The sequence below is a fragment of the Allgaiera indica genome (assembly GCF_900106675.1).
GTDB classification, from domain to species: domain Bacteria; phylum Pseudomonadota; class Alphaproteobacteria; order Rhodobacterales; family Rhodobacteraceae; genus Acidimangrovimonas; species Acidimangrovimonas indica.
Genome location: NZ_FNOB01000005.1, coordinates 80,225 through 101,404, shown reverse-complemented (window position 1 = coordinate 101,404; position 21,180 = coordinate 80,225). Strand labels below are relative to the sequence as shown.

Sequence of the window (21,180 nt, the reverse complement as noted above, 5' to 3'; positions counted from 1 at the left end):
GAATTTTTCAAGTGGCCATGTGAACGTTTTTCACATGGGGGCGAATCAGCGTTTCCGGTCAGTCCGTTACGATCAATCCGTGAAATCCGAAATCGCCGCGCCGGCAAGGTCGTTCAACGCGGCGGGTGCGATCGAGAAGATATGGCGCGGGGTGCCGGCGGCGGCCCAGACCAGATCGAAATCCATCAGCCGCGGATCCAGATAGGCGGTGACCGGGGTCAGATGACCGACCGGAGCGACGCCGCCGATGGCAAATCCGGTCTGGGCGCGGATCAGGTCGGCATCGGCCTTGCCCAGGGGCTCGCCCGCCACCGCGCTGGCCTTGGCGGCGCTGACGCGGTTGCCGCCGGCGGTCAGGAACAGTTTCACATGGCCCGAGGTCTCGCCGCGGAAGATGATCGACTTGGCGATCTGGTCGATATGGCAGCCAGCGGCATCGGCGGCTTCCTGCGCGGTACGGGTCGGCGCGGACATCTCGCGCAGGTCATAGGCCACCCCCGCGGCGTCCAGCGCGGCGCGCACGCGTTTCAGGCTTTTGCTCATCGCGGTCTCCTTGTTGCGACGTCAGCCTGCGCGGACGGGGCGAGCAGGGCAAGGGGACGCGGCGCACGCGGTGCTCACGAAACCCGGAGCGTTCAGGGCGGGCGCCTTGCGCCGGCTTTGCGTAGGGTGACGGCGAGGCCGGGCTTGACCGCCTAGGATCGGCCAGCGGGGGCAGGGCGCAGGAGGGCCGATGACGAATTCCGAACAGATCTTCGACACGATCCTCGGCCTCGAGCGCCGGGTGTGGGCGGCTCTGGTCGCGGGGGATGCCGCGGTGGACGCGGAACTGCTGGAGGACGGGTTCCTTGGCCTCTATACCACTGGTTTCGCCGACAAGGCCGAACATGTGGGCCAGCTTGCCAACGGCCCGACCGTCCTGCGCTACGCACTTTCCGGGTCGCGGGTGCTGGAACTGGCGCCGGGCGTGGTGCTGCATGCCTACCGGGCGGAATTCACGCGGGTCGGGCAAAGCACGCCAGAGGCAATGTATGTGGCCTCGGTCTGGCGGCGGGGCGCGCAAGGCTGGCGCAACATCTTCAGCCAGGACACCCCGGAGGGCGGGCTTGCTCCGGTTTGAGGGCGGCGGCCGGTCGCAGCAGGTCCAAGGAACGCCCCGATCCCGATTGACCCCATCCGTCCCGGCCGCCATCTTGCCGGCATGGAATTCGCCGCCCGCCTGACCCGCTGCCCGATCCCCTTCGACCCCCAGGCGGGGCAGGAGGCGCGCGCGCCGTTTGCCGACCTGACCCCCGAGATCGGCGACCTGATCGCGGGCACCGCCGGCTGCAGCCCCTTTCTGCGCGGCCTTCTCGCGCGCGAGGCCGACTGGATCCGCGCCGCCCTTCTCGCCGCCCCCGAAGCCGCGCTCGACGACGAGTTGCGCGCACTTGGCGCCGTGCCCCTGGACGCGCTGGCCGAGGCACTGCGCCAGGCCAAGCGGCGGATCGCGCTGCTGGTGGCGCTGGCCGATCTGGGCGGGGTCTGGGCGCTGCAGGAGGTGACCGGCGCGCTGACCCGGCTGGCCGACCGCGCGGTGGATCTGTCGCTGAAACGCCTGGTGGCCGATGAGATCCGGCGCGGCAAGATCCCCGGCGCCCGCGCGCAGGATGCCGAAACCGCCGCGGGCATGGTCGCGCTGGCGATGGGCAAGATGGGCGCGGCAGAGCTGAACTATTCCTCCGACATCGACCTGATCTGCCTTTACGACGAGACCCGTTTCGACGACGCGGTCGCCGCGCAAGAAGCCCGCGCGGCCTTCATCCGCGTCACCCGCAAGATGACCGCGCTTCTGTCGGACCTCACCCCCGGGGGCTATGTCTTCCGCACCGATCTGCGGCTGCGCCCCGACGCCTCGGTCACCCCGGTCTGCCTGTCCATGGCCGCCGCCGAAAGCTATTATGAAAGCGTCGGGCGCACCTGGGAACGCGCGGCCTATATCAAGGCCCGTCCCTGCGGCGGCGACCTGGCGGCGGGCGCGCGGTTCCTGACCTCGCTGACCCCGTTCGTGTGGCGCAAGCATCTGGATTTCGCCGCCATCCAGGACGCCCATGACATGCGCCTGCGGATCCGCGCCCACAAGGGCCTGGCCGGGCCGATCGCGCTGGAAGGCCATGACATGAAGCTTGGCCGCGGCGGCATCCGCGAGATCGAGTTCTTCACCCAGACGCGCCAGTTGATCGCCGGCGGGCGCGACCCCAGCCTGCGGGTGCGCGGCTCGGTCGAGGGCCTGGCGCGGCTGGTCGCGGCGGGTTGGGTGCCGGCCGAGGACGGCCAGGACCTGGCCGCCCAGTACCGCGCCCACCGCGAAATCGAACATCGCGTGCAGATGGTCCAGGATGCCCAGACCCATCTGCTGCCCACAAATCCCGAGGGCTTCGACCGTCTGGCGTGCATGTGCGGCCAGGCCGATACCGCCCGCTTCCGCGCGGCGCTGCGCGAACGGCTGGAACGGGTCGATACGCTGACCGAAGGCTTCTTTGCCCCTGACGACGGCCCCGAGGCGCCGCCGCTTGACCCAGAGGACGCCAAGATCGCCGAGGGCTGGGCGAATTACCCGGCGCTGCGGTCCTCTCGCGCGGTACAGATCTTCGATCGCCTGCGCCCGGTGATCCTGCAGCGGCTGACCCAGGCCGCGAACACCGCCGAAGCGCTGCGTGCATTCGACGGCTTTCTTGCCGGATTGCCCGCCGGGGTGCAGCTGTTTTCGCTGTTCGAGGCCAACCCCTCGCTGATCGACCTGATCGTCGACATCTGCGCGACCGCGCCGCAATTGGCGATGTACCTGTCGCGCAACGCGGGTGTGCTGGACGCGGTGCTGGGGGGCGGCTTTTTCGCGCCGTGGCCTGGGGGCGCGGCCTTGCGGGCAGAGCTGTCCGAAAGGCTGGCCACGGCCGCGGATTACGAGGGTCAGCTTGATGCCGCGCGCCGCTGGGCCAAGGAATGGCATTTCCGCGTCGGCGTGCATCATCTGCGCGGGTTGATCGACGCCGTCGAGGCCGGCAAGCAATATGCCGAACTGGCCGAGGCGGTGCTGGCCGCGCTGTGGCCCGCCTGCGTGGCCAATTTCGCGGCCAAGCATGGTGCGCCGCCGGGCCGGGGGGCGGCGGTGCTGGGCATGGGCAGCCTGGGCGCCGGGCGGCTGAACGCGGCCTCCGATCTGGACCTGATCGTGATCTACGACGCCCAGGGCGCCGAGGCCTCGGACGGGCGCCGCCCGCTGGCGGTGCGGCCCTATTACGCGCGGCTGACGCAGGCGCTGGTGACCGCGCTGACCGCGCCGATGGCGGAAGGCCGGCTATACGAGGTCGACATGCGGCTGCGCCCCTCGGGGCGGCAGGGGCCGGTGGCGACCTCCTGGGCCGCGTTTCGCGACTATCAGCAGACCGAGGCCTGGACTTGGGAACATCTGGCCCTGACCCGCGCCCGCCCGATCGCGGGCGACGCCGGCCTGGGCGCGGATATCGAGGCCTTCCGCCGCGAATTGCTGGCGGCAAAGGGGCAGGGCGGCGCGGTGCGGCGCGACGTGACCGACATGCGCGCCCGGCTGCGCGCGGCCAAGCCGGGCCGGGGCGCCTGGGAGGCGCGGCTGGGCCCGGGGCGGATGATGGAGGTGGAACTGGCCGCGCAGATGGGCGCGCTGATCGCCGGCAGCCCGGCGCGCCGGGTCGAGATGCAGATCGCCGCCGCGCGCCGCGCCGGGCTGATCGACGCCGCGGCCGAAGGCGCGCTTTTGGCGGCCTACCGGCTGTGCTGGCGGATCACCGCCGCGCATCGGCTGCTGACCGCCCGCCCGCTTGACCCCGGGACGATCGGCGACGGCGCGCGTGCCTTTCTGCTGCGCGAAACCGGCGCGGCGTCGATATCAGACCTTGCGGCGGCGCTGGCAGAGCGGACGGCGGCGGCGGACCGTGCGATTTCTGGGCTCTTGCCGGGGGCGGAAGATGACGGATGAGGACCAGATGGGACATGGCATGATGCGGCTCGACTTGGCGGACCCGAAGGGGCTGGTGCGCGAAAGTTACCGGATCGAGACGATCACGGACAGCGAGTGCCGCTCGATCTTCGTGGATTGGGCGCTGAGCCTGGATGCGCAGGTCGATCCGCGCGAGGCAATGCGCGTATTGCTTGCCACCTATGGGCTGGAGACCCCCGACCACCCGATGACCAAGGTGCTGACCGAGGGGCTGCAGGACGGCCCCGCGCCGCGCCGCCGGGGAGGGCGCGGCGGGCGCACTTCCCACCCGGTCTGAGGGCGCGTCGGCGGAGAAAGCGGCTCAGGCCGGAAGGCGGGCGGCTTCGCGCGCAAGGGCGGTGATCCCGGCCCAATCGCCGCTTTCCATCATGGCCTTCGGGGCCACCCAAGAGCCGCCGACGCAGATCACGTTCTCCAGCGCCAGATAATCGCGCGCGTTGGCCGGCGCCACGCCACCGGTAGGGCAGAAGCTGACCTGCGGGATCGGTGCGCCCAGGGCCTTCAGCGCCTTGGCCCCGCCGGCCACTTCGGCGGGGAAGAATTTCTGAATGAAGTAGCCGCGCTCATAAAGGGCCATGACCTCGCTTGCGGTGGCCGCGCCGGGCAGCAACGGCAGATCGGCGCCCTCGCAGGCGTCCAGCAGCCGGTCGGTCGCCCCGGGCGACACCCCGAAGACCGCGCCCGCGGCCTGCGCGGCGGCGACATCGGCGGGGCCCATCAGCGTGCCCGCGCCGACGATGCCGCCGGGCACGCGCGCCATCTCGGCGATCGCCTCAAGCGCGGCCGGGGTGCGAAGCGTCACCTCCAGCACAGGCAATCCGCCGGCGACCAGCGCCTCGGCCAGCGGGCGGGCATGGGCGGGATCGTCGATCACCAGCACGGGAATGACGGGCGCGCGCCGGCAGATCTCGGCGGCTCGGGTTGAGGCATCGTGGGGTGTCATGTCGGGGCCTTTCGTCGGAAATGCGGGCGGGTTGTGACGGCGGAAGCCTTCGGCGAGAGTATTTGTGCCAAGATGAAAGGTGAAGTGCGGGCCGGCGGTGCTCGACCTGTCCCGGGGCGCGCGGGATAGTGCAAGCATTCCTTTTGGGCTGTCATCGGTCTTTCCGCCCGTGTTGCCGTGCTAGCCCTTGCTGCCATGCCTTTCATCCTGGTCTCCGATCCTCGCCAAAGGCGGTAAACCTTGGGCGTCCCGGCGGTGCCGCACGATCAGACGACGACGCCGGCGCCTTCGGTCGCAGGGCCGACGTTGGCGCGGAATGTATCGAACAATTCGCGCCCGAGCCCGGAGTGGTAATCCGACAGATCGGCGGTCGCGGGGGGGCGTGCGTCGAAATCGGGTTCCAGCACCATCAGCGTTCCGGCGGCCGCGTCAAGGCGCACGCGGTCGCCATCGCGCAGCCGTGCGATCGGCCCGCCGGTGGCGGCTTCGGGCGAGACATGGATCGCCGCGGGCACCTTGCCCGAGGCGCCGGACATGCGCCCGTCGGTCACCAGCGCCACCTTCAGCCCGCGGTCGAGCAGCACCGACAGGATCGGGGTCAGCGAATGCAGTTCCGGCATGCCGTTGGCGCGCGGCCCCTGGAAGCGGACGACGACGATCGTGTCCTCGGTGAACGCGCCGGCCTGGAAGGCGGCCTTTACCTCGGCCTGGTCGTGGAAGACGCGCGCCTTGGCCTCGATCACATGGCGTTCGGGCGCCACGGCCGAGACCTTGATCACCCCGCGCCCGAGGTTGCCCGACAATTGTTTCAGCCCGCCCTCGGGCTGGAACGGCGTCGCGGCCGGGCGCAGGATCTTGTCGTTCAGGCTTTCGCGCGGCCCCTCGTGCCAGGCCAGCGCGCCGCCCGCCAGCTTCGGCTCGCGGGTGTAGAGCGCCAGGCCCTCGCCCGCCACGGTCCGGGTGTCGGGGTGCAGCAGGCCTTCGTCCAGCAGGTCGCCGATCATATAGGCCAGGCCCCCGGCGGCGTGGAAGTGGTTCACATCCGCCAGGCCGTTGGGATAGACCTTGGCCATCAAGGGCGTCACCGCCGAGATCTCGGCGAAATCCTCGATATCCAGAATCACCCCGGCGGCGCGGGCCATGGCGGGCAGGTGGATCACCAGATTGGTAGAGCCGCCCGTCGCCATCAGCCCGACGATGCCGTTGACGAAGGCGCGTTCGTCCAGCACCTCGGACACCGGCGTATAGGCGTTGCCCAGCGCGGTGATCGCGGCTGCGCGTTCTGTGCCCGCCACGGTCAGCGCGTCGCGCAAGGGCGTGTTCGGATTGACGAAGCTGGCGCCGGGCAGGTGCAGGCCCATGAATTCCATCAGCATCTGATTGGTGTTGGCAGTGCCGTAGAAGGTGCAGGTGCCGGGGCCGTGGTAGCTTGCCATCTCGGCCGCCATCAGTTCGTCGCGCCCGATCTCGCCGGCGGCGAAGCGCTGGCGGACGGCGGATTTCTCGTCATTGGGCAGGCCCGAGGTCATCGGGCCGGCGGGCAGGAACAGCGCCGGGATATGGCCGAAGGTGGCCGCGGCGATCACCAGCCCCGGCACGATCTTGTCGCAAACGCCGAGGTAAAGCGCCGCGTCGAAGGTGTTGTGGCTTAGCGCGACGCCTGCCGCCAGCGCGATCACGTCGCGCGAGAACAGCGACAGCTCCATCCCCGGCTGACCCTGGGTGACACCGTCGCACATCGCCGGCACCCCGCCCGCGACCTGCGCGGTGGCGCCGGCGCGGCGGGCGGCCTCGCGGATCAGCGCGGGGAACCGCTCGAACGGCTGGTGCGCCGAGAGCATGTCGTTATAGGCGGTGACGATGCCGATGTTCGGCGCGCGGCCCCGGGCGAGGGCGTCCTTGTCGGGCCCCGTCGCCGCATAGGCATGGGCCTGGTTGCCGCAGCTCAGATGGGCGCGGCGGGGGCCTTCCTGGGCCGCGCGGGCGATCTTGTCGAGATAGGCCCGGCGCGGTCCGGCCGACCGGGCGCGGATCCGATCGGTCACCCGCGCGATCGTGGATTGAAGCGGCATGGCATCCTCCTGGGGTCGCAGGTCTGTTGGGATACGTTAGCGCTAACAAATCCTTGAGGCGGGCGCAAGCGAAAGTCGCGCCGCCATGTGGGAACTGCATGGCGGGCTTGTCCGTTGGGCCGTAGCAAGGTCAGCAATTATGACCTAAATTGCGCCCAGGGAGGCGAGAACTCCACAGGAGAATTGCGATGAACAGCTTTGACACTCTTCGCAGCCGGGATTACGCTGCGATCGAGCGCGAGGCGCGGCAATTGCGCGCCCGGGCCTTGGCCGAGATGATCGCCGGGCTTCGTGCCCGTATGGCAGCCCACCGCGCAGCGCGAACTGCGCCGGTTGCCAGGCCGATCGCAAGTAAGCCGCGCGCGGCTTAGGCGGCGGGATCTCTGCCTGCGCGGGGCAGGGGGTTTCACACCCCGTCGCCAGTGTCGCTCGGACCAATGGCGCGCCAAATGGCGGCCCCGTTCAGTATTTTTGCCAAGATGAAGGCGCGAGCGACGGGGGGCCGTTCCGGTGGAAACCGGCATGGGGGCGACACGTTGTTGTGCGGGCAGGGCCAGGCAGATCATGCCACCTCTTCCCGCCGCTGGCGGAAGCAGCTAGGACGGGGCCATGAACGAAGCAACCCACCCCGCCCGCCCTATCGTCCGACTGCGTCCCAACAAGGCGGGGGCGCGGGCCGTGCGGCACGGCTTTCCCTGGATCTATGCCGATGAGCTGGTCCTCGACCGGCGCAGCCGGGCGCTGGAACCCGGCGTGCTGGCGGTGCTCGAGGATGCCGACCGGCGCGCGATGGGGTTGGTCACCGTCAATCCGAATTCGAAGATCATCGCGCGGATGCTGGATGCCGACCCCGGCGCCGAGATCGACCGGGCCTGGTTCGCCCGGCGCCTGACCCGGGCGCTGGCGCTGCGCGAGACGCTGTTCGACGCGCCCTTCTATCGCCTCGTCCATGCCGAGGCCGACGGCCTGCCCGGCGTGGTGATCGACCGTTTTGGCGACACTGCCGTGATCCAGCCCAACGCCGCCTGGGCCGAGCGCCTGATCGCGCCGCTGGCCGAGGCCCTGACCGAGGTCACCGGCGTTTCCACCATCGTCAAGAACGGCACCGGACGGTCGCGCACGCTGGAAGGCTTGGCGGAAGAGACCGTGGTGCTGCAAGGCGCGGTCGCCGGGCCGGTGCCGGTGGCGATGAACGGCGCGACCTACATGGCCGATGTGACGGGTGGGCAGAAGACGGGGCTGTTCTTCGACCAGCGCCCCAACCACGCCTTCGCGCAGCGCTTTGCCAAGGGCGCGCGCATGTTGGATGTGTTTTCCCATGTGGGCGGCTTCTCGCTGGCCGCGCTGGCCGCCGGGGCCGAGGCCGCGACCGCGGTCGACAGCTCTGCGCCGGCGCTGGATCTGGCCGGGCAGGGGGCGCGGGCGATGGGCGCAGAGGCGCGTTTTACCACCCGCCAGGGCGACGCCTTCGCGCAGATGGAGGCCCTGGCCGCGGAGGGTGCGCAATTCGATCTGGTGATCTGCGACCCGCCGGCTTTCGCACCCTCGAAACAGGCGCTGGAGGCAGGTTTGCGCGCCTATGAGCGGGTGGCGAAGCTGGCCGCGCCGCTGGTGGCGCCGGGCGGCGTTTTGGGGCTGTGTTCATGTTCCCATGCCGCCGATCTGGGGGCTTTCCGGACCGCCTGCACCCGTGGTATCGGGCGCGCGGGCCGCACCGGGCAGATCGTCTACACCGGGTTCGCCGGGCCGGACCATCCGCTGATGCCGCATCTGGCGGAATCGGGGTATCTCAAGGCGCTGTTCTACCGGTTGCTACCGTGAGGGCGGTGCTGGACGCCTGCGTACTTTACCCCACGGTACTGCGAGAGATCCTGACCGGTTGCGCCGCGCGCGGCCTTTATACGCCGCTGTGGTCGGCGCGCATCCTTGAGGAATGGGCCCGCGCCACGGTAAAGCTGGGCCCCGGCGCCGAGACCGTCGCGCGGGGCGAGATCGCCGCCCTTCGGGTCCGGTTTCCGGGGGCCGAGGTGGTCGCCGCGCCGGGGTTGGAGCGGCGCCTTTACCTGCCCGATCCCGATGACGTGCATGTGCTGGGGGCCGCGATCGCCGGCAATGCCGATCTGATCGTCACCTTCAACGCGCGCGATTTCCCCCGCGCCACCTTGGCCGAGGAAGGCCTTGACCGCCGCGATCCCGACCAGTTCCTGCTGGCGCTGCACGAGGCCGCGCCGGATGCGGTGGACGAGGTGGTCGAAGCTGTCCGGGCCGAGGCCGAACGCCTGTCGGGCACCTCGCAACCCCTGCGCCCGCTGATGAAGCGCGCGCGGCTGCCGCGGCTGGGCAAGGCGCTGGCCTGAAGCGCTGGCCTAGCCCGTGACCTTGGCCCAGCGGTCCTCCATCGCCTCGATGGCGCGGATGCGATCCCGGGTGTGGGGATGCGACATCAGCCAGGCGGGCACCGGGCCGCCGCCCGGGCCGCCGGTCAGGGCCTCTAGCTTGCGAAACAGCGATTTCTGCGGCGCGGTGCCGATCCCGGCCTTGGTCAGCAGGGCGCTCGCATAGGCGTCGGCCTCGTATTCGTCCTTGCGGCTCAGCGTGGCGGCCAGCAGCCGGGTGGCCATGTTCGCCAGCCACATCCCGCCCCCCGGCAGGATCCGCGACAGCACCATCCCCAGCGCCATGCGCATCGCGTTCTGGCCCGAGAAATCGATCATCCGCCGGCGCGCGTGCCCCAGCGCGACATGGCCCAGCTCATGCGCGATGACGCTGGCCAGTTCCTCGGCCGTCACCTCGCCGGCCCGGTAGCGGTCGACGAAGCCCTGGGTCAGAAAGATCCGCCCGTCCGGCGCCGCCAGGCCGTTCACCGGCGCGATGCGGTACATGTTCACCGCGATGCGCTTGACCCCCAGCGCCTGCGCCATGCGTTCAAGCAGGGGCGCCAGGGTGGGGTCGCGCAGCGGTTCGGACTGGCGGTCAAGCGTCTTGGCCGTCTGCCAGGCCGACAGCCGCCAGGTCGCATAGCCGACGATCAGGGCGATCAGAAGCGGAAGAAATCGGATCATGGACAAGATATGGCGCCTCGCGGACGCTGACGCCAGTGTGGAGTTCCGGGCTTGGAGCGAGCAGGGCGCGCGCATGCCCGTGGGGTAGCGCGCCTCGGCGGGGGCGCTTCGCCATGTATGGTTCAGCATCCCCCTTCGCCCGGGCGGTTTCGAGAGCATCGAAGCGCCAGCCGACCGCGTCGGAGGCACGCTTGTGCGGGGCGTGTCCCGGCGTGTCCCGGCGTGCATCGGGCTGCATTGGGCTTGGTGTCAGGTGTCCCCCCTTTCGCCGGCCACCCGCCATGCGCGCCGCGCAATTGCCCTTTGCTGCCAAAGGGCCTATGTCTGGCGCGAACCCCCAGCGATCAGGAGCGCCCGATGCGCGACCTCAGCATCCCCGGCCAGCGCCATCCCGAAAAGGCCCACCGCGCCGACAACGCCCAGCCCAGGAAACCCGCCTGGATTCGCGTCAAGGCCCCGACCAGCGAGGGCTACAAGAAGACCCGCGACATCATGCGCGACCAAAAGCTGGTCACCGTCTGCGAAGAGGCCGGCTGTCCCAATGTAGGCGAATGCTGGTCTCAGGGCCACGCCACCATGATGATCATGGGCGAGATCTGCACCCGCGGCTGCACCTTCTGCAACGTCGCCACCGGACGCCCAGACACGCTGGACGCGTTCGAGCCCGGCCGGGTGGCCCATGCGGTGGAACAACTGGGCCTCAAACATGTGGTGGTGACCTCGGTCGACCGCGACGATCTGGAAGACGGCGGCGCCGAGCATTTCGCCCAGACGATCCGCGCCATCCGCCACCGCGCACCCGGCACCACGATCGAGGTGCTGACGCCGGATTTCCTGAAATGTGCGCCCTCGGCGCTGGAAATGGTGGTCGAGGCGCGCCCCGATGTCTTCAACCACAATCTCGAAACCGTGCCGGGGCTTTATCCGTCGGTCCGGCCCGGGGCGCGCTATTTCCACAGCCTGCGCCTGTTGCAGCGGGTGAAGGAGTTGGACCCGGCGATGTTCACCAAGTCGGGCCTGATGGTGGGCCTGGGCGAGGAACCCGCGCAGGTGCGCCAGGTGATGGACGACATGCGCTCGGCCGGGGTCGATTTCCTGACCATCGGGCAATATCTGCAGCCCACGCCCAAGCACCACGCGGTGGCGCGCTTCATCACGCCCGAGGAATTCAAGGCCTATGAGAAGGCCGCCTGGGGCAAGGGTTTCCTGATGGTTTCGGCCACGCCGCTGACCCGGTCCAGCTATCACGCTGGCGATGATTTCGCCCGCATGCGCGAGACCCGTCTGAAGAAGCTGGGGCAGGCCTAGGCACGGGGGCCGGCACGCCCCGCGGCCCACGGAAGGACGGGTTGGCTGCATATGTGTGCAGAGCGCGCGATGCTTTGGGGACGGCCGGGCGGGCTATGCGTCGGCCGGCTCGACCCTGATCTTCAAACGCAGGGTCTGATGCGCGCCAAGCGCGGGCGGGGCGCGAAAGGAACCCTTTCAGATGAGGGTGGCCCGGAACGACAAGTTCAAATGGAATAACCATACCGTTGCTCAAGATCGCGCTGGTTTTACGGCCGGCGCAGCCTGTGCGCCGTTCCCCGTGACGCGCGATGCAAAAGTCTCGAAAAGCCGGGGTATGGGCTTGGCCCTTCGGCTTCGCGACACTGCGCGAAACAGACCGACCTGCGCCGATCCGACGACGGCGCCTCACTTCACCGGCGGCACCTTCTTCAGATAGGCGGCGATCGCGGCGATGTCGGATTTCGGCAGATGCGCCAGGTTCTGCACCACATCGGCCATCTGGCCGCCGGCGCTGTCATAATCCGGCGTCAGGCCGGTGGTCAGGAAGGCCTCGATATCCGTCGTCGACCATTTCAGATGTGCCGGCGTGATGTTGGGGATGCGGCCCTGGCCGTCGGGGTTCGGCGCGCCCGCCAGCCAGCGCGAGGTTTCCATCGCGCCCAGCATGTTGCGCGGGGTGTGGCACTGGCCGCAATGGGTCACCGCCTCGGCCAGATAGCGGCCGCGCATCTCTTGCGGGGTCAGTTCGCCGGTCACCACCCAGGCCTTCGACGCGTAAAGGAAATCATAGCCCCCCACCAGGCGCCGGATGTTGAAGGGGAAGCGCAGGTCGTGCGGCTTGTCGGGCTTGGCGATCGCCGGCAGCGTGCGCAGATAGGCCCAAAGATCGGCCACGTCCTGCCGCGTCATCTTGTTGTAGCTGGTATAGGGAAAGGCGGGATACAGATGCGCGCCGTCGGGGCGCAGCCCGCGCAGCAGGGCATTGCCGAAATCCTGCAAGGTCCAGTCGCCGATCCCGTCCTTCGGGTCCGGAGAGATGTTGGGCACATGGAACGTCCCGAAGGCCGTCACCAGCGCCCGTCCGCCCCCCAGCTTCAACAGATCGGCCCCCGTGGCCCCCTTGGCCGCGTGGCACGACGCACAGCCGCCGGCCCAGAACACCAGCTTTCCATGCTGCGGATCCCCGGTCAGCCCCGCCATCGCCCGGGGCGGCAGCGGATCGGGACGGGTGACGTACCAGAACGCCACCAGGCCCAGAAGCAAAAGCGAGGCCAGCAGCACAAGCAGGCGGCGCATCGCGGGCACCCTTCGGCTTATTCGGGCGCGCGGAAGGCCTTGTGACAGGCGCCGCAGGCTCCGCCCACCGCTCGGATCGCACCCTGGATGCCCGCTTGGCCAGAGCCGGCCGCGGCCTGCATCTTCAGGCTCGCATCATGCAGGGTCTTGTAATGATCCATGAACGCGCCCTCTTTTTCCCAGATCGCGGGCAGGGCATGGGTCTTGACGTCGTTGTTCTTCAGGGCTTCGTCGTCGCTGCCCTTGGGCCAGTAGGCACCCATGTTCAACGTGGTCAGCGTCACCAGGTTGTCCGCCGCCGTCTTGGCCGCGGCGGCGTTATACGGGATCGCCCCCTTGGCCATTCCGCCCAGGATGCCAAGGTTGAAGGCGAGGTTGTCCATCAGCCCCTGACGCGCCTCGATCGCACGGTCGAAGGGGCCGGCCATGGCACTGCCCGCGGTAAGGACAGCCGCCACGATGATCGCGGGGTTCAGAAGCTTCATTGCAGATCCTCCCTGTCATCCGATCCGGTCCGGTCCGCATAGTCTAACAGGCACTGGGAAAGCCCCGATCACATTACGCGGCGCGGCATTGTGCATGCCCGCACAGGCGATGTGCGCCCCGCGTGGTAACGGGGCGGCGGGCAGGGGGGGCAAAACCCGGCGGGCAGGGGCGGCGGCGCTTAGTCTTCGGGGGCGGGGCGCTTGCCGTACAGGACCTCTGCGCGGGCTTCGAAGGCGCGCACCATGCGCCGCACGGCCTCATTGAAGACCACGCCGATCACCTTCTGCAAGATCGCGTTCTTGAATTCGAAATCGACGAAGAAATCCACCTCGCAGCCGCCGCCCGGGCGGTCGCGGAAGGCCCAGTTGCTTTTCATGTAGCGAAACGGGCCATCCAGATATTCGGTGTCGATCTTCATCTGCTCGGGCCACAGCACCACGCGGCTGCCGAAGCGTTCGCGAAACACCTTGAAGGCGATGACCAGATCGGCCTCCATTACCTCGGATCCGTCCGGTCGCGGGCAGCGCTTGCGGATTCGCGCCGCCGCCGTCCAGGGCAGAAATTTCGGGTAAGAGCCCACATCGGCGACGAGATCATACATTTCCTGCGCGCTGTAGGGCAGGACCCGGGTTTCCTGATGTGTCGGCATGTGGCAATCGTTCTTCGTGACGTGAGGGGGGAATGTCTTTAGTTCTACCCCCGAAATCAAGGGGCGGTTCCAGTGTCGAAACCCTATGTGATAGACGAGATGATCTCGGCCAAGGCGATCGCCGCCCGGGTCGAAGCCCTGGCGCGCGAGATCACGCGTCATTTTCAGGGTACGGACAAGCTGGTGGTGGTGGGGTTGTTGCGCGGCTCCTTCGTTTTCATCGCCGATCTGGTACGCGAGATCGACCTGCCGGTCGAGGTCGATTTTCTTGAGGCCTCATCCTATGGGGATGGCATGGAAAGCTCTCGCGAGGTTCGTATTCTCAAGGACTTGCGGGGCGAAGTTCATGGGCGCGACGTGCTGGTGGTCGAGGATATCGTCGACACCGGATTCACGTTGCAGCATGTGGTGGGGCTGCTGCGCAGCCGCGAACCGGCGCGGCTGGAGGTCTGCGCGCTGCTGGACAAGCCCTCGCGGCGCGAGGCGAATGTGCGCGCCACCTGGACCGGGTTCGAGATCCCCGATGAATTTGTCGTGGGCTACGGTATCGACTTTGCGCAGCGCAACCGCAACCTGCCCTATATCGGCAAGGTGCGGTTCACCGGGGACGGGGAATGAACCCGTTCTGGCTGATCCGTCTGGCGCGTTGGGCGCGGCATCCGCCGGGCGGGCGGCAGGTGGTGTTCGTGATCGCCGTGGTGGTGATCTGCCTGGTGATCGTGGCGTTGGCGCGGTCCGGGCTGTGGCCTGACTGGGCGCGGCTGCATGGCGGCTGGCGCGGAGGCTGGCACCGGCCTTGACGGGCCGCCCGCGACGGAGGCGCGTATCGCGCGGTGTCGGCGCCGGCAGGGTCGCGGGGCAAGAAAAAAGGCGCCCAAGGGCGCCCGATGTGTAGGTTGGGGCGGACGAACGCGTCAGGCGCCCCAGGTGCGGACCGGGCCGCAATCCATGTGCACGAAGTCGGAATGGGTGTATTTGCCCACGCCCCCCGCCCGGCATGACAGTGCGGCGCGGTAGATCTGGGCGACCGTGCGGTCCTGCAGGCGCAGATCGGCGGCTTCGCCCTTCATGTGCAGTGAATGCTTGGCCACGCCACGCGACCGGCGGCGCAGCATCGCGTTGGTCTGCGGCGATCGGTACCCCGACAGAAGCATATAGCTTTCGTCTACATCCAGCAGCGCATGGGTGGCCGCGACGATGTCAACGGTGCGGGGATCGATGCGCTTGATCGTGTCGGTGCGCCAGTCGCGCATGAAATAGGTGATTTCGTCCAGAGCTTCGGGGATGTACTTGCCATCCACCCAATAGATCGTATCGATGCTTTCGCCGGTGCGCCCGGAATACATCTTTATCCGCCGGACGTCACCGGCCCCGCGCAACAGGCCGAAAGCGTTCGCATAGGTCGGTGCGGCGGCAACGGTCGTCAGCGCGAACGCACCTAGCAAGCCTCGCCGGGTGAGGCCCGAATTCTGTTTGGTCATGTGGATCGCCTGTCCAGTCTGCTAAGTCGTCAAGGCCCTGTTGTTTCAGGGTCTGTGGCCGTTTTCCCCAAGTCGCGACACTGGTATGACACAGAGATCTTGCATTCCCAACACGGGGTTTCCATATTTTTGCACCCTAGCGCCGAATCGGCAAAAATTTGCTTAACCCGAAAGCAGTAGCCCTATCCGGTCGCGCTCACCAAGGGGCGACGACGGATGCGCAATCGGCGCATCTGGCCGGGCAGCCGGGTCGTCGGCCATGGCAGTTGCCCGGGCACGCCGCCCCCGGGGCGCATCTGCCGGCGGGCGTTGCGAAAACGCGACAGCGCAAGCAGCCACGGCCCGTAAGCCATGGACTTGGCCGCGTAAATGCCGGACTCTGCGCTGACGAACTTGAACCTTTCAGCGAGGCCGCCATGTCGATCCGCGCTTCCCTCTTCAGCCGCCGGACCGCAGCGTTTGCGTTGTGCACCCTGCTAGCCGGCGGCCCGGCCCTGGCGGCGGATGGGGTTGGCCAGGTGTCCGCGCAATCCGGATTGACCCAAGCCGGTGTGCCGGGATCCGAGGCGATGCCCCGGATTTCCGCCTTCCGGCAGGCGCTGGCCGTGGCGATCGCCGGTGACAGGGTGCTGGTCGATTTCTACCGCGCCCGCGACGACCGCCCGCTTTGGACGGGCATGGGCGACGCGCCCCGCCGTCAGGCCTTCTTCGACGCGATCGCCACCGCCGGCGCCCAGGGCCTGCCGCAGGAACGCTACGATCCGGTCAAGCTGGCCCAGGATTTCCGCGCCGTCCAGACCGAGGGCGACCGCGCGCGGCTGGAGGCCCGGATGAGCCGCGCCTTCCTGCGCTATGCCCATGACGTGCAGACCGGGGTGCTGCGTCCGGCCTCGGTCAGCCCGGATCTGGCGATGGATGTGCCGCTGCGCGATCCGCTGAAGACGATCGAGAATTTCGCCGCCTCCGACCCGGCGGCCTATCTGGCGGAACTGCCGCCGCAGATGCCGCAATACCGCCGTCTGGTGAAGGCCAAGCTGGACATGCAGCGGCTGATCGCCGAGGGCGGCTGGGGCCCGACCGTGCATGCCGACAAGCTGCGCCCGGGCGATACCGGCCCGGCGGTGGTGGCGCTGCGCAACCGCCTGATGGCGATGGGCTATCTGGGCCGCACGGCCTTGGCCAGCTATGACGGCGACCTGCAGGCCGCGGTGCAGCTGTTCCAGGACGATCACGGGCTTGACCCCGACGGCGTGGCCGGGCCCGACACCTTGCGCGAGATCAACACCTCGGCCACCGACCGGCTGAAATCGATCGTCGTCGCGCTGGAACGCCTGCGCTGGCTGAACATGCCCTGGGGCAAGCGCTATGTCTGGGTGAACGAGGCCGATTTCACCGCCCGCGTGGTGGATGACGGCAAGACCGTCTTCTCGACCCGGGCGATCGTGGGCAAGAATGACGGCGATACCCGCAGCCCGGAATTTTCAAATTCGATCAAGTTCATGATCGTCAATCCGGTGTGGAACGTGCCGCGCTCGATCGCGACCAAGGAATATCTGCCGATGCTGCAGAAGAACCCCAACGCGGTGAGCTATCTCAACATCGTCAACGCCAAGGGGCAGGTCGTCGATCGCAGCACGATCGACTTTTCCCAATACACCCAGAAGACCTTTCCCTACGAGATCAAGCAACCGCCGTCGCGGCGCAACGCGCTGGGGCTGGTGAAGTTCATGTTCCCCAACCGCTTCAACATCTATCTGCACGACACCCCGGCGAAATCGCTGTTCCGGCATGAAACCCGCGCCTTCAGCCACGGCTGCATCCGGCTGAACGATCCCTTCGATCTGGCCTATACGCTGCTGGCGCCCCAGACCAGCGACCCCAAGGGCGTGTTCCAGCGCGCGCTGCGCACCGGCCGCGAAACCACGATCATGCTGGAAAAGCCGGTGCCGGTGCATCTGACCTATTTCACCGCCTGGCCGACGCCCAAGGGCGGCATGACCTACCGGCACGACATCTACGGCCGCGACGCGCTGATCTGGAACGCTCTGTCCGAGGCCGGGGTGGCGCTTGGCGACGTTCAGGGCTAAATCCTGCGCAACGGGCCGCCACGCCCCGCCCCGCGCAAGAGGACAGCCATGGGTTACCGCATCGCAGACATCGCCGCCGCCCTGGGCGCGCGGGCCGAGGGCGACACCGCCCTGATCGTGACGCGGCCGGCGGAACCCGCCGCCGCCGGCCCGGACGAGATCGCGCTGGCGATGGATCCCAAATATGCCGAGGGCCTGGCGCGGGGCCGGGCGCGCGCCGCGATCTTGTGGGAGGGCGCGGACTGGCGCGCGCTGGGGCTGGCGGCGGCGATCTATGTGCCGCGGCCGCGCTATGCGCTGGCCGGGCTGACGCGGCTGATGGATCCCGGCCCCGCGATCGCGCCGGGCATCCATCCGACCGCGATCGTCGCCCCCGACGCGGTGATCGGGGCAGATGCGGCCATCGGCCCCTTCGTGGTGGTCGAGGCCGGCGCGGTGATCGGCGCGCGCGCGCGCATCGCGGCGCATGTCTCGATCGGGGCCGGGGCGCGGATCGGTGACGACGCGCTGTTGCTCGACGGGGTGCGCATCGGCCATCATGTGCGGATCGGCGCGCGCTTCATCGCCCATCCCAACGCGGTGATCGGCGCCGACGGCTTTTCCTTCGTCACCCCTGAACGTTCCGGCGTCGAGGAGGTTCGCGCCACCCTGCACGAGCGCACCGAGATCCGCCCCCAAAGCTGGACCCGCATCCATTCGCTGGGCGCCGTCACCATCGGCGATGATTGCGAGGTGGGCGCCAACGCCTGCATCGACCGCGGCACCATCCGCGACACCCAGATCGGATCGGGCTGCAAGATCGACAACCTGGTGCACATCGCCCACAACGTCATCATGGGGCGCGACTGCCTGCTGGCCGGGCAGTCGGGCATCGCCGGATCCACCCGCACCGGCGACCGGCTGGTGATGGGCGGCAAGGCGGGGATCGCGGACAACCTGCTGATCGGCGACGACGTGATCTGCGCCGGCGGCTCGGCGGTGTTGTCGAACGTGCCGTCGGGGCGCGCGGTGATGGGCTATCCGGCGATGAAGATGGAAACCAACATCGAGGCCTACAAGGCGCTGCGCCGTCTGCCGCGCCTGTTTGCGCAGGTTGCGAAGCTGCAAAAAGCTGTTTCAAAGGACGGCTAGGCTGGGTAAACGGGGCCTGCCGCGGGGCGCATGCAGGGCAGGGAAGGACAGGAAGAACATGGCCGAGAGCGTCAGGGACAGGGTGATCGCGATCATTGCCGAGCAGGCTGTGCTGGAACCCGGCGACGTGAAGATGGAGTCGACCCTCGAAACCTTGGGGATCGACAGCCTGGGCCTGGTGGAATCGATCTTTGCGATCGAGGAAAGCTTCGACATCACGGTTCCCTTCAACGCCAACGAACCCGACAAGAGCGCGTTCGACATTTCCTCCGTCGCGTCGATCATCGCGGCGGTCGAGGGGCTGGTTCAGGCCCAGAAGGGCTGACGCGTGGCCAGGGTTGTCATCACCGGGGCGGGCACGATCAATGCGCTGGCGCATGACGTGCCGGGCACGCTGGCGGCCTTCCGGTCGGGGCGTTGCGGCATCGGCGCGCTGGAGTTGCGCGATGTCGAGCGGCTGTCGATCCGCATCGGCGGTCAGGTCCACGACTGGGACCCCGAGGCGCATTTCAACCGCCAGCAGATCGTGCTTTACGACCGCTTCACCCAGTTCACCCTGCTGGCCGCGCGCGAGGCGATCGCCCAGTCGGGGCTCGATTTCGACGGCAGGCTGGGCTACGAGGCAGGCGTCGTGCTGGGCACGGCGGGCGGCGGGCTGACCACCTCGGACGAGAATTACCGCGCCGTCTATGAAGAGGGCAAGAACCGCGTCCATCCCCTTGTCGTGCCCAAGCTGATGAACAACGCGGCCGCCAGCCATGTGTCGATGGCGTTCAACCTGAAGGGCCCCAGCTTCACCGTGGCCACGGCCTGCGCCAGTTCCAACCACGCCATGGGCCAGGCCTTCATGATGATCCGCTCGGGGCTGACCAAGGTGATGGTCACCGGCGGGTCGGAATCGATGCTGTGCTTTGGCGGCATCAAGGCCTGGGAAGGGCTGCGGGTGATGTCGCGCGACGCCTGCCGTCCGTTCAGCGCCAACCGCAACGGCATGGTCCAGGGCGAGGGCGCCGGGATCTTCGTGTTCGAGGAATACGAACACGCCCGCGCCCGCGGCGCCGAGATCCTGGCCGAGGTGGTGGGGTTCGCCATGACCTCGGACGCGGGCGATATCGTCATGCCCTCGATGCAGGGGGCGGCGCGGGCGATCTCGGGGGCGCTGCGCGACGGGCGCCTGAACGGTGAGGAGGTGGGGTATATCAACGCCCATGGCACCGGCACGGCGGCGAACGACAAGACCGAATGCGCCGCGGTCGCCGATGTCTTTGGCCACCATGCCGACAAGCTGATGATCTCGTCCACCAAGTCGATGCATGGCCATCTGATCGGCGGCACGGGGGCGGTGGAATTGCTGGCCTGCATCATGGCGCTGCGTGAGGGCGTGATCGCGCCGACCATCGGCTACGAGGAATTCGATCCCGAATGCGCGCTGGACGTGGTCCCGAACGAGGCGCGCGAGGCGAAGGTGGAGGTGGTCTTGTCGAATGCCTTCGCCTTTGGCGGCATGAACGCGGTGCTGGCGCTGCGCCGGGTGTGATCGGCGGGGGCAGGGCGCCCGGCATCGGGCGTCGGGCCCTGGCCCCGGCGGGTGGCGCTGCGCCAGGGCCTGGATTTTTTCGACCCGGGCGCCGATATGGGCTAGCTTGGGGCTTGTCCGCGCGGCTTTGCGCTAGTAGGCGGCGGCAGCGGCGAAGGGAAAGAACGTGAGCGCGAAGAAGGGCGGCAAGGGGATAGGCGGAACCGCGGGCAAGGGCTCTAGCGGGCGCGGCGCGCGCGATCTGCGGGTCAAGGTCAAGACCGCGCGGGGCCGCAAGCTCAGCTCGACCCTCTGGCTGGAACGTCAGTTGAACGACCCCTACGTCAAGCGCGCCCGGGCCGAGGGCTTTCGCGGGCGCGCCGCCTTCAAGATCCTGGAGCTGGACGAGAAGTTCAATTTCCTCGTGCCCGGGGCACGGATCGTCGATCTGGGCTGTGCGCCGGGCGGCTGGTGCCAGGTGGCGGTGCCGCGCGTCAATGCGTTGGGTGAAATGTCGGGCAAGCCGGTGGGCACCGTTCTGGGCGTCGATCTGCAAGAGGTCGAGCCGATCGCCGGCGCCGAGATCCACCAACTGGATTTTCTCGAGGACGGCGCCGACGACAAGGTCAAGGCCTGGCTGGGCGGCCGCGCGGACGTGGTGATGTCGGACATGGCGGCGGCCTCCTCGGGGCACAAGCAGACCGACCATCTGCGTATCGTGGCATTGTGCGAGGCGGCGGCGGAGCTGGCCTTCGACGTTCTGGAAGAGGGCGGCACCTTTGTCGCCAAGGTTCTGGCCGGCGGGGCAGAAAACGCGCTGCAGGCCAAGTTGAAGCGCGCTTTCCGCAAGGTCGTGAACGTGAAGCCGCCCGCCAGCCGCGCCGACAGTTCGGAAAAGTTCGTGGTCGCCCAGGGCTTTCGCGGTCGTCCCGAATAGGCGGCGGGGGCGCTGCCCCCTGCACCCCCGGAGTATTTTCGCCAAGATGAAGGGCAGCAAGACATCTTCTGCTTTCACCTTGGGAAAAATACCCCACGGGCGGCGCGATCGCCTCGCACGAGGTTGGGCGCGGCGCGGGCGGCCTCCTTGTCTTGCGGCATCCGCACTGGACGAAGCCGCCGTGTCGCCCCACATATGGGCCAGCAGGGAAGGGA

General features: G+C 68.4%; 22 protein-coding genes. 14 read left to right on the top strand and 8 right to left on the bottom strand.

All coding sequences use genetic code 11. From position 1 onward, the window contains the following. Positions 1 to 72: 72 nt before the first annotated feature. Positions 73 to 543 (bottom strand): YbaK/EbsC family protein, encoded by a 471-nt coding sequence (locus BLV97_RS05915; RefSeq protein ID WP_035843360.1) that lies wholly within the window; start codon positions 541 to 543, stop codon positions 73 to 75. A 190-nt stretch (positions 544 to 733) separates the two neighbouring features. Here BLV97_RS05915 and BLV97_RS05910 point away from each other — a divergent pair, with 190 nt between their 5' ends. The 3 genes from BLV97_RS05910 (at position 734) to BLV97_RS05900 (ending at position 4,292) form a co-directional block, all read left to right on the top strand. Next, a complete protein-coding gene (locus BLV97_RS05910) occupies positions 734 to 1,120 on the top strand; it encodes a nuclear transport factor 2 family protein (protein WP_035843361.1) in 387 nt (128 codons plus the stop codon). Between the two features lie 81 nt (positions 1,121 to 1,201). Continuing rightward, positions 1,202 to 3,994, top strand: a complete 2,793-nt coding sequence (locus BLV97_RS05905) for a [protein-PII] uridylyltransferase family protein (protein ID WP_035843362.1) — start codon at positions 1,202 to 1,204, stop codon at positions 3,992 to 3,994. A gap of 22 nt (positions 3,995 to 4,016) precedes the next feature. Beyond that, complete coding sequence (locus BLV97_RS05900; protein WP_092163984.1) at positions 4,017 to 4,292, top strand: hypothetical protein; 276 nt, start codon at positions 4,017 to 4,019, stop codon at positions 4,290 to 4,292. Positions 4,293 to 4,316: 24 nt separating this feature from the next. Here the strand turns inward: BLV97_RS05900 and eda are convergent, their stop codons facing one another. Both eda and edd read right to left on the bottom strand, forming a co-directional pair. Continuing rightward, positions 4,317 to 4,958: a bifunctional 4-hydroxy-2-oxoglutarate aldolase/2-dehydro-3-deoxy-phosphogluconate aldolase gene (gene eda, locus BLV97_RS05895; protein ID WP_035843367.1), complete on the bottom strand. Its 642-nt coding sequence runs from the start codon at positions 4,956 to 4,958 to the stop codon at positions 4,317 to 4,319. Between the two features lie 266 nt (positions 4,959 to 5,224). Then, on the bottom strand, positions 5,225 to 7,030 hold the full coding sequence (gene edd / locus BLV97_RS05890) for a phosphogluconate dehydratase (RefSeq protein WP_035843369.1): 1,806 nt from the start codon (positions 7,028 to 7,030) through the stop codon (positions 5,225 to 5,227). 188 nt (positions 7,031 to 7,218) lie between these two features. Here edd and BLV97_RS05885 point away from each other — a divergent pair, with 188 nt between their 5' ends. The 3 genes from BLV97_RS05885 (at position 7,219) to BLV97_RS05875 (ending at position 9,387) form a co-directional block, all read left to right on the top strand. Further along, a complete protein-coding gene (locus BLV97_RS05885) occupies positions 7,219 to 7,401 on the top strand; it encodes an RSP_7527 family protein (protein WP_035843371.1) in 183 nt (60 codons plus the stop codon). Positions 7,402 to 7,639: 238 nt separating this feature from the next. Further along, positions 7,640 to 8,851 carry an RSP_2647 family RNA methyltransferase gene (locus tag BLV97_RS05880; protein WP_035843373.1) on the top strand — a complete coding sequence of 404 codons (1,212 nt, stop codon included), beginning with the start codon at positions 7,640 to 7,642 and terminating at the stop codon, positions 8,849 to 8,851. Continuing rightward, positions 8,848 to 9,387 carry an RSP_2648 family PIN domain-containing protein gene (locus BLV97_RS05875; protein ID WP_035843375.1) on the top strand — a complete coding sequence of 180 codons (540 nt, stop codon included), beginning with the start codon at positions 8,848 to 8,850 and terminating at the stop codon, positions 9,385 to 9,387. The genes BLV97_RS05880 and BLV97_RS05875 overlap by 4 nt, the downstream gene beginning before the upstream one ends. A gap of 9 nt (positions 9,388 to 9,396) precedes the next feature. Here the strand turns inward: BLV97_RS05875 and BLV97_RS05870 are convergent, their stop codons facing one another. Continuing rightward, positions 9,397 to 10,092: a M48 family metallopeptidase gene (locus tag BLV97_RS05870; RefSeq protein ID WP_035843377.1), complete on the bottom strand. Its 696-nt coding sequence runs from the start codon at positions 10,090 to 10,092 to the stop codon at positions 9,397 to 9,399. Between the two features lie 357 nt (positions 10,093 to 10,449). Between BLV97_RS05870 and lipA the strand changes: the two genes are divergently transcribed. Continuing rightward, positions 10,450 to 11,400 carry a lipoyl synthase gene (gene lipA / locus BLV97_RS05865; RefSeq protein ID WP_035843378.1) on the top strand — a complete coding sequence of 317 codons (951 nt, stop codon included), beginning with the start codon at positions 10,450 to 10,452 and terminating at the stop codon, positions 11,398 to 11,400. Positions 11,401 to 11,787: 387 nt separating this feature from the next. On the opposite strand, the gene BLV97_RS05860 is transcribed toward lipA, so the two are convergent. From BLV97_RS05860 to BLV97_RS05850, 3 genes are all read right to left on the bottom strand, one after another. Next, entirely contained in the window at positions 11,788 to 12,678 is an 891-nt protein-coding gene (locus BLV97_RS05860; RefSeq protein WP_035843381.1) for a cytochrome c, read from the bottom strand. Between the two features lie 17 nt (positions 12,679 to 12,695). Further along, positions 12,696 to 13,163, bottom strand: coding sequence for a c-type cytochrome (locus BLV97_RS05855; RefSeq protein ID WP_035843383.1), 468 nt, complete (start codon positions 13,161 to 13,163; stop codon positions 12,696 to 12,698). A gap of 179 nt (positions 13,164 to 13,342) precedes the next feature. Continuing rightward, positions 13,343 to 13,813 (bottom strand): type II toxin-antitoxin system RatA family toxin, encoded by a 471-nt coding sequence (locus tag BLV97_RS05850; RefSeq protein ID WP_035843385.1) that lies wholly within the window; start codon positions 13,811 to 13,813, stop codon positions 13,343 to 13,345. Between the two features lie 99 nt (positions 13,814 to 13,912). Here BLV97_RS05850 and hpt point away from each other — a divergent pair, with 99 nt between their 5' ends. Both hpt and BLV97_RS05840 read left to right on the top strand, forming a co-directional pair. Continuing rightward, positions 13,913 to 14,431 carry a hypoxanthine phosphoribosyltransferase gene (hpt, locus tag BLV97_RS05845; RefSeq protein WP_035843410.1) on the top strand — a complete coding sequence of 173 codons (519 nt, stop codon included), beginning with the start codon at positions 13,913 to 13,915 and terminating at the stop codon, positions 14,429 to 14,431. Next, positions 14,428 to 14,613 (top strand): hypothetical protein, encoded by a 186-nt coding sequence (locus BLV97_RS05840; RefSeq protein WP_035843387.1) that lies wholly within the window; start codon positions 14,428 to 14,430, stop codon positions 14,611 to 14,613. The genes hpt and BLV97_RS05840 overlap by 4 nt, the downstream gene beginning before the upstream one ends. 114 nt (positions 14,614 to 14,727) lie before the next feature. On the opposite strand, the gene mepK is transcribed toward BLV97_RS05840, so the two are convergent. Further along, on the bottom strand, positions 14,728 to 15,294 hold the full coding sequence (mepK, locus tag BLV97_RS05835) for a peptidoglycan L,D-endopeptidase MepK (protein WP_035843388.1): 567 nt from the start codon (positions 15,292 to 15,294) through the stop codon (positions 14,728 to 14,730). 569 nt (positions 15,295 to 15,863) lie between these two features. On the opposite strand from mepK, the gene BLV97_RS05830 reads away from it, so the two are divergent. The 5 genes from BLV97_RS05830 to BLV97_RS05810 all read left to right on the top strand — a co-directional run bounded on the left by BLV97_RS05830 (position 15,864) and on the right by BLV97_RS05810 (position 20,965). Next, the gene (locus tag BLV97_RS05830; RefSeq protein WP_176992634.1) at positions 15,864 to 17,381 is read left to right on the top strand and encodes a L,D-transpeptidase family protein; all 1,518 of its coding nucleotides are present in this window, start codon (positions 15,864 to 15,866) and stop codon (positions 17,379 to 17,381) included. Between the two features lie 48 nt (positions 17,382 to 17,429). After that, positions 17,430 to 18,512: a UDP-3-O-(3-hydroxymyristoyl)glucosamine N-acyltransferase gene (locus BLV97_RS05825; protein ID WP_035843417.1), complete on the top strand. Its 1,083-nt coding sequence runs from the start codon at positions 17,430 to 17,432 to the stop codon at positions 18,510 to 18,512. Between the two features lie 58 nt (positions 18,513 to 18,570). Then, on the top strand, positions 18,571 to 18,837 hold the full coding sequence (locus BLV97_RS05820; RefSeq protein ID WP_035843419.1) for an acyl carrier protein: 267 nt from the start codon (positions 18,571 to 18,573) through the stop codon (positions 18,835 to 18,837). A gap of 3 nt (positions 18,838 to 18,840) precedes the next feature. Further along, entirely contained in the window at positions 18,841 to 20,049 is a 1,209-nt protein-coding gene (locus tag BLV97_RS05815; protein WP_035843421.1) for a beta-ketoacyl-[acyl-carrier-protein] synthase family protein, read from the top strand. 193 nt (positions 20,050 to 20,242) lie between these two features. Next, positions 20,243 to 20,965: an RlmE family RNA methyltransferase gene (locus BLV97_RS05810; protein ID WP_035843528.1), complete on the top strand. Its 723-nt coding sequence runs from the start codon at positions 20,243 to 20,245 to the stop codon at positions 20,963 to 20,965. Positions 20,966 to 21,180: the final 215 nt, after the last annotated feature.

What these genes read in the sequence shown, in the direction of transcription:
- BLV97_RS05850 (WP_035843385.1), bottom strand. Translation starts at nt 13,813, where the DNA reads ATGCCGACACATCAGGAAACCCGGGTCCTGCCCTACAGCGCGCAGGAA.
- BLV97_RS05915 (WP_035843360.1), bottom strand. Translation starts at nt 543, where the DNA reads ATGAGCAAAAGCCTGAAACGCGTGCGCGCCGCGCTGGACGCCGCGGGG.
- mepK (WP_035843388.1), bottom strand. Translation starts at nt 15,294, where the DNA reads ATGACCAAACAGAATTCGGGCCTCACCCGGCGAGGCTTGCTAGGTGCG.
- eda (WP_035843367.1), bottom strand. Translation starts at nt 4,958, where the DNA reads ATGACACCCCACGATGCCTCAACCCGAGCCGCCGAGATCTGCCGGCGC.
- BLV97_RS05910 (WP_035843361.1), top strand. Translation starts at nt 734, where the DNA reads ATGACGAATTCCGAACAGATCTTCGACACGATCCTCGGCCTCGAGCGC.
- BLV97_RS05840 (WP_035843387.1), top strand. Translation starts at nt 14,428, where the DNA reads ATGAACCCGTTCTGGCTGATCCGTCTGGCGCGTTGGGCGCGGCATCCG.
- BLV97_RS05855 (WP_035843383.1), bottom strand. Translation starts at nt 13,163, where the DNA reads ATGAAGCTTCTGAACCCCGCGATCATCGTGGCGGCTGTCCTTACCGCG.
- BLV97_RS05830 (WP_176992634.1), top strand. Translation starts at nt 15,864, where the DNA reads ATGCCCCGGATTTCCGCCTTCCGGCAGGCGCTGGCCGTGGCGATCGCC.
- BLV97_RS05900 (WP_092163984.1), top strand. Translation starts at nt 4,017, where the DNA reads ATGCGGCTCGACTTGGCGGACCCGAAGGGGCTGGTGCGCGAAAGTTAC.
- BLV97_RS05820 (WP_035843419.1), top strand. Translation starts at nt 18,571, where the DNA reads ATGGCCGAGAGCGTCAGGGACAGGGTGATCGCGATCATTGCCGAGCAG.
- lipA (WP_035843378.1), top strand. Translation starts at nt 10,450, where the DNA reads ATGCGCGACCTCAGCATCCCCGGCCAGCGCCATCCCGAAAAGGCCCAC.
- hpt (WP_035843410.1), top strand. Translation starts at nt 13,913, where the DNA reads ATGATCTCGGCCAAGGCGATCGCCGCCCGGGTCGAAGCCCTGGCGCGC.
- BLV97_RS05860 (WP_035843381.1), bottom strand. Translation starts at nt 12,678, where the DNA reads ATGCGCCGCCTGCTTGTGCTGCTGGCCTCGCTTTTGCTTCTGGGCCTG.
- edd (WP_035843369.1), bottom strand. Translation starts at nt 7,030, where the DNA reads ATGCCGCTTCAATCCACGATCGCGCGGGTGACCGATCGGATCCGCGCC.
- BLV97_RS05870 (WP_035843377.1), bottom strand. Translation starts at nt 10,092, where the DNA reads ATGATCCGATTTCTTCCGCTTCTGATCGCCCTGATCGTCGGCTATGCG.
- BLV97_RS05905 (WP_035843362.1), top strand. Translation starts at nt 1,202, where the DNA reads ATGGAATTCGCCGCCCGCCTGACCCGCTGCCCGATCCCCTTCGACCCC.
- BLV97_RS05885 (WP_035843371.1), top strand. Translation starts at nt 7,219, where the DNA reads ATGAACAGCTTTGACACTCTTCGCAGCCGGGATTACGCTGCGATCGAG.
- BLV97_RS05880 (WP_035843373.1), top strand. Translation starts at nt 7,640, where the DNA reads ATGAACGAAGCAACCCACCCCGCCCGCCCTATCGTCCGACTGCGTCCC.
- BLV97_RS05825 (WP_035843417.1), top strand. Translation starts at nt 17,430, where the DNA reads ATGGGTTACCGCATCGCAGACATCGCCGCCGCCCTGGGCGCGCGGGCC.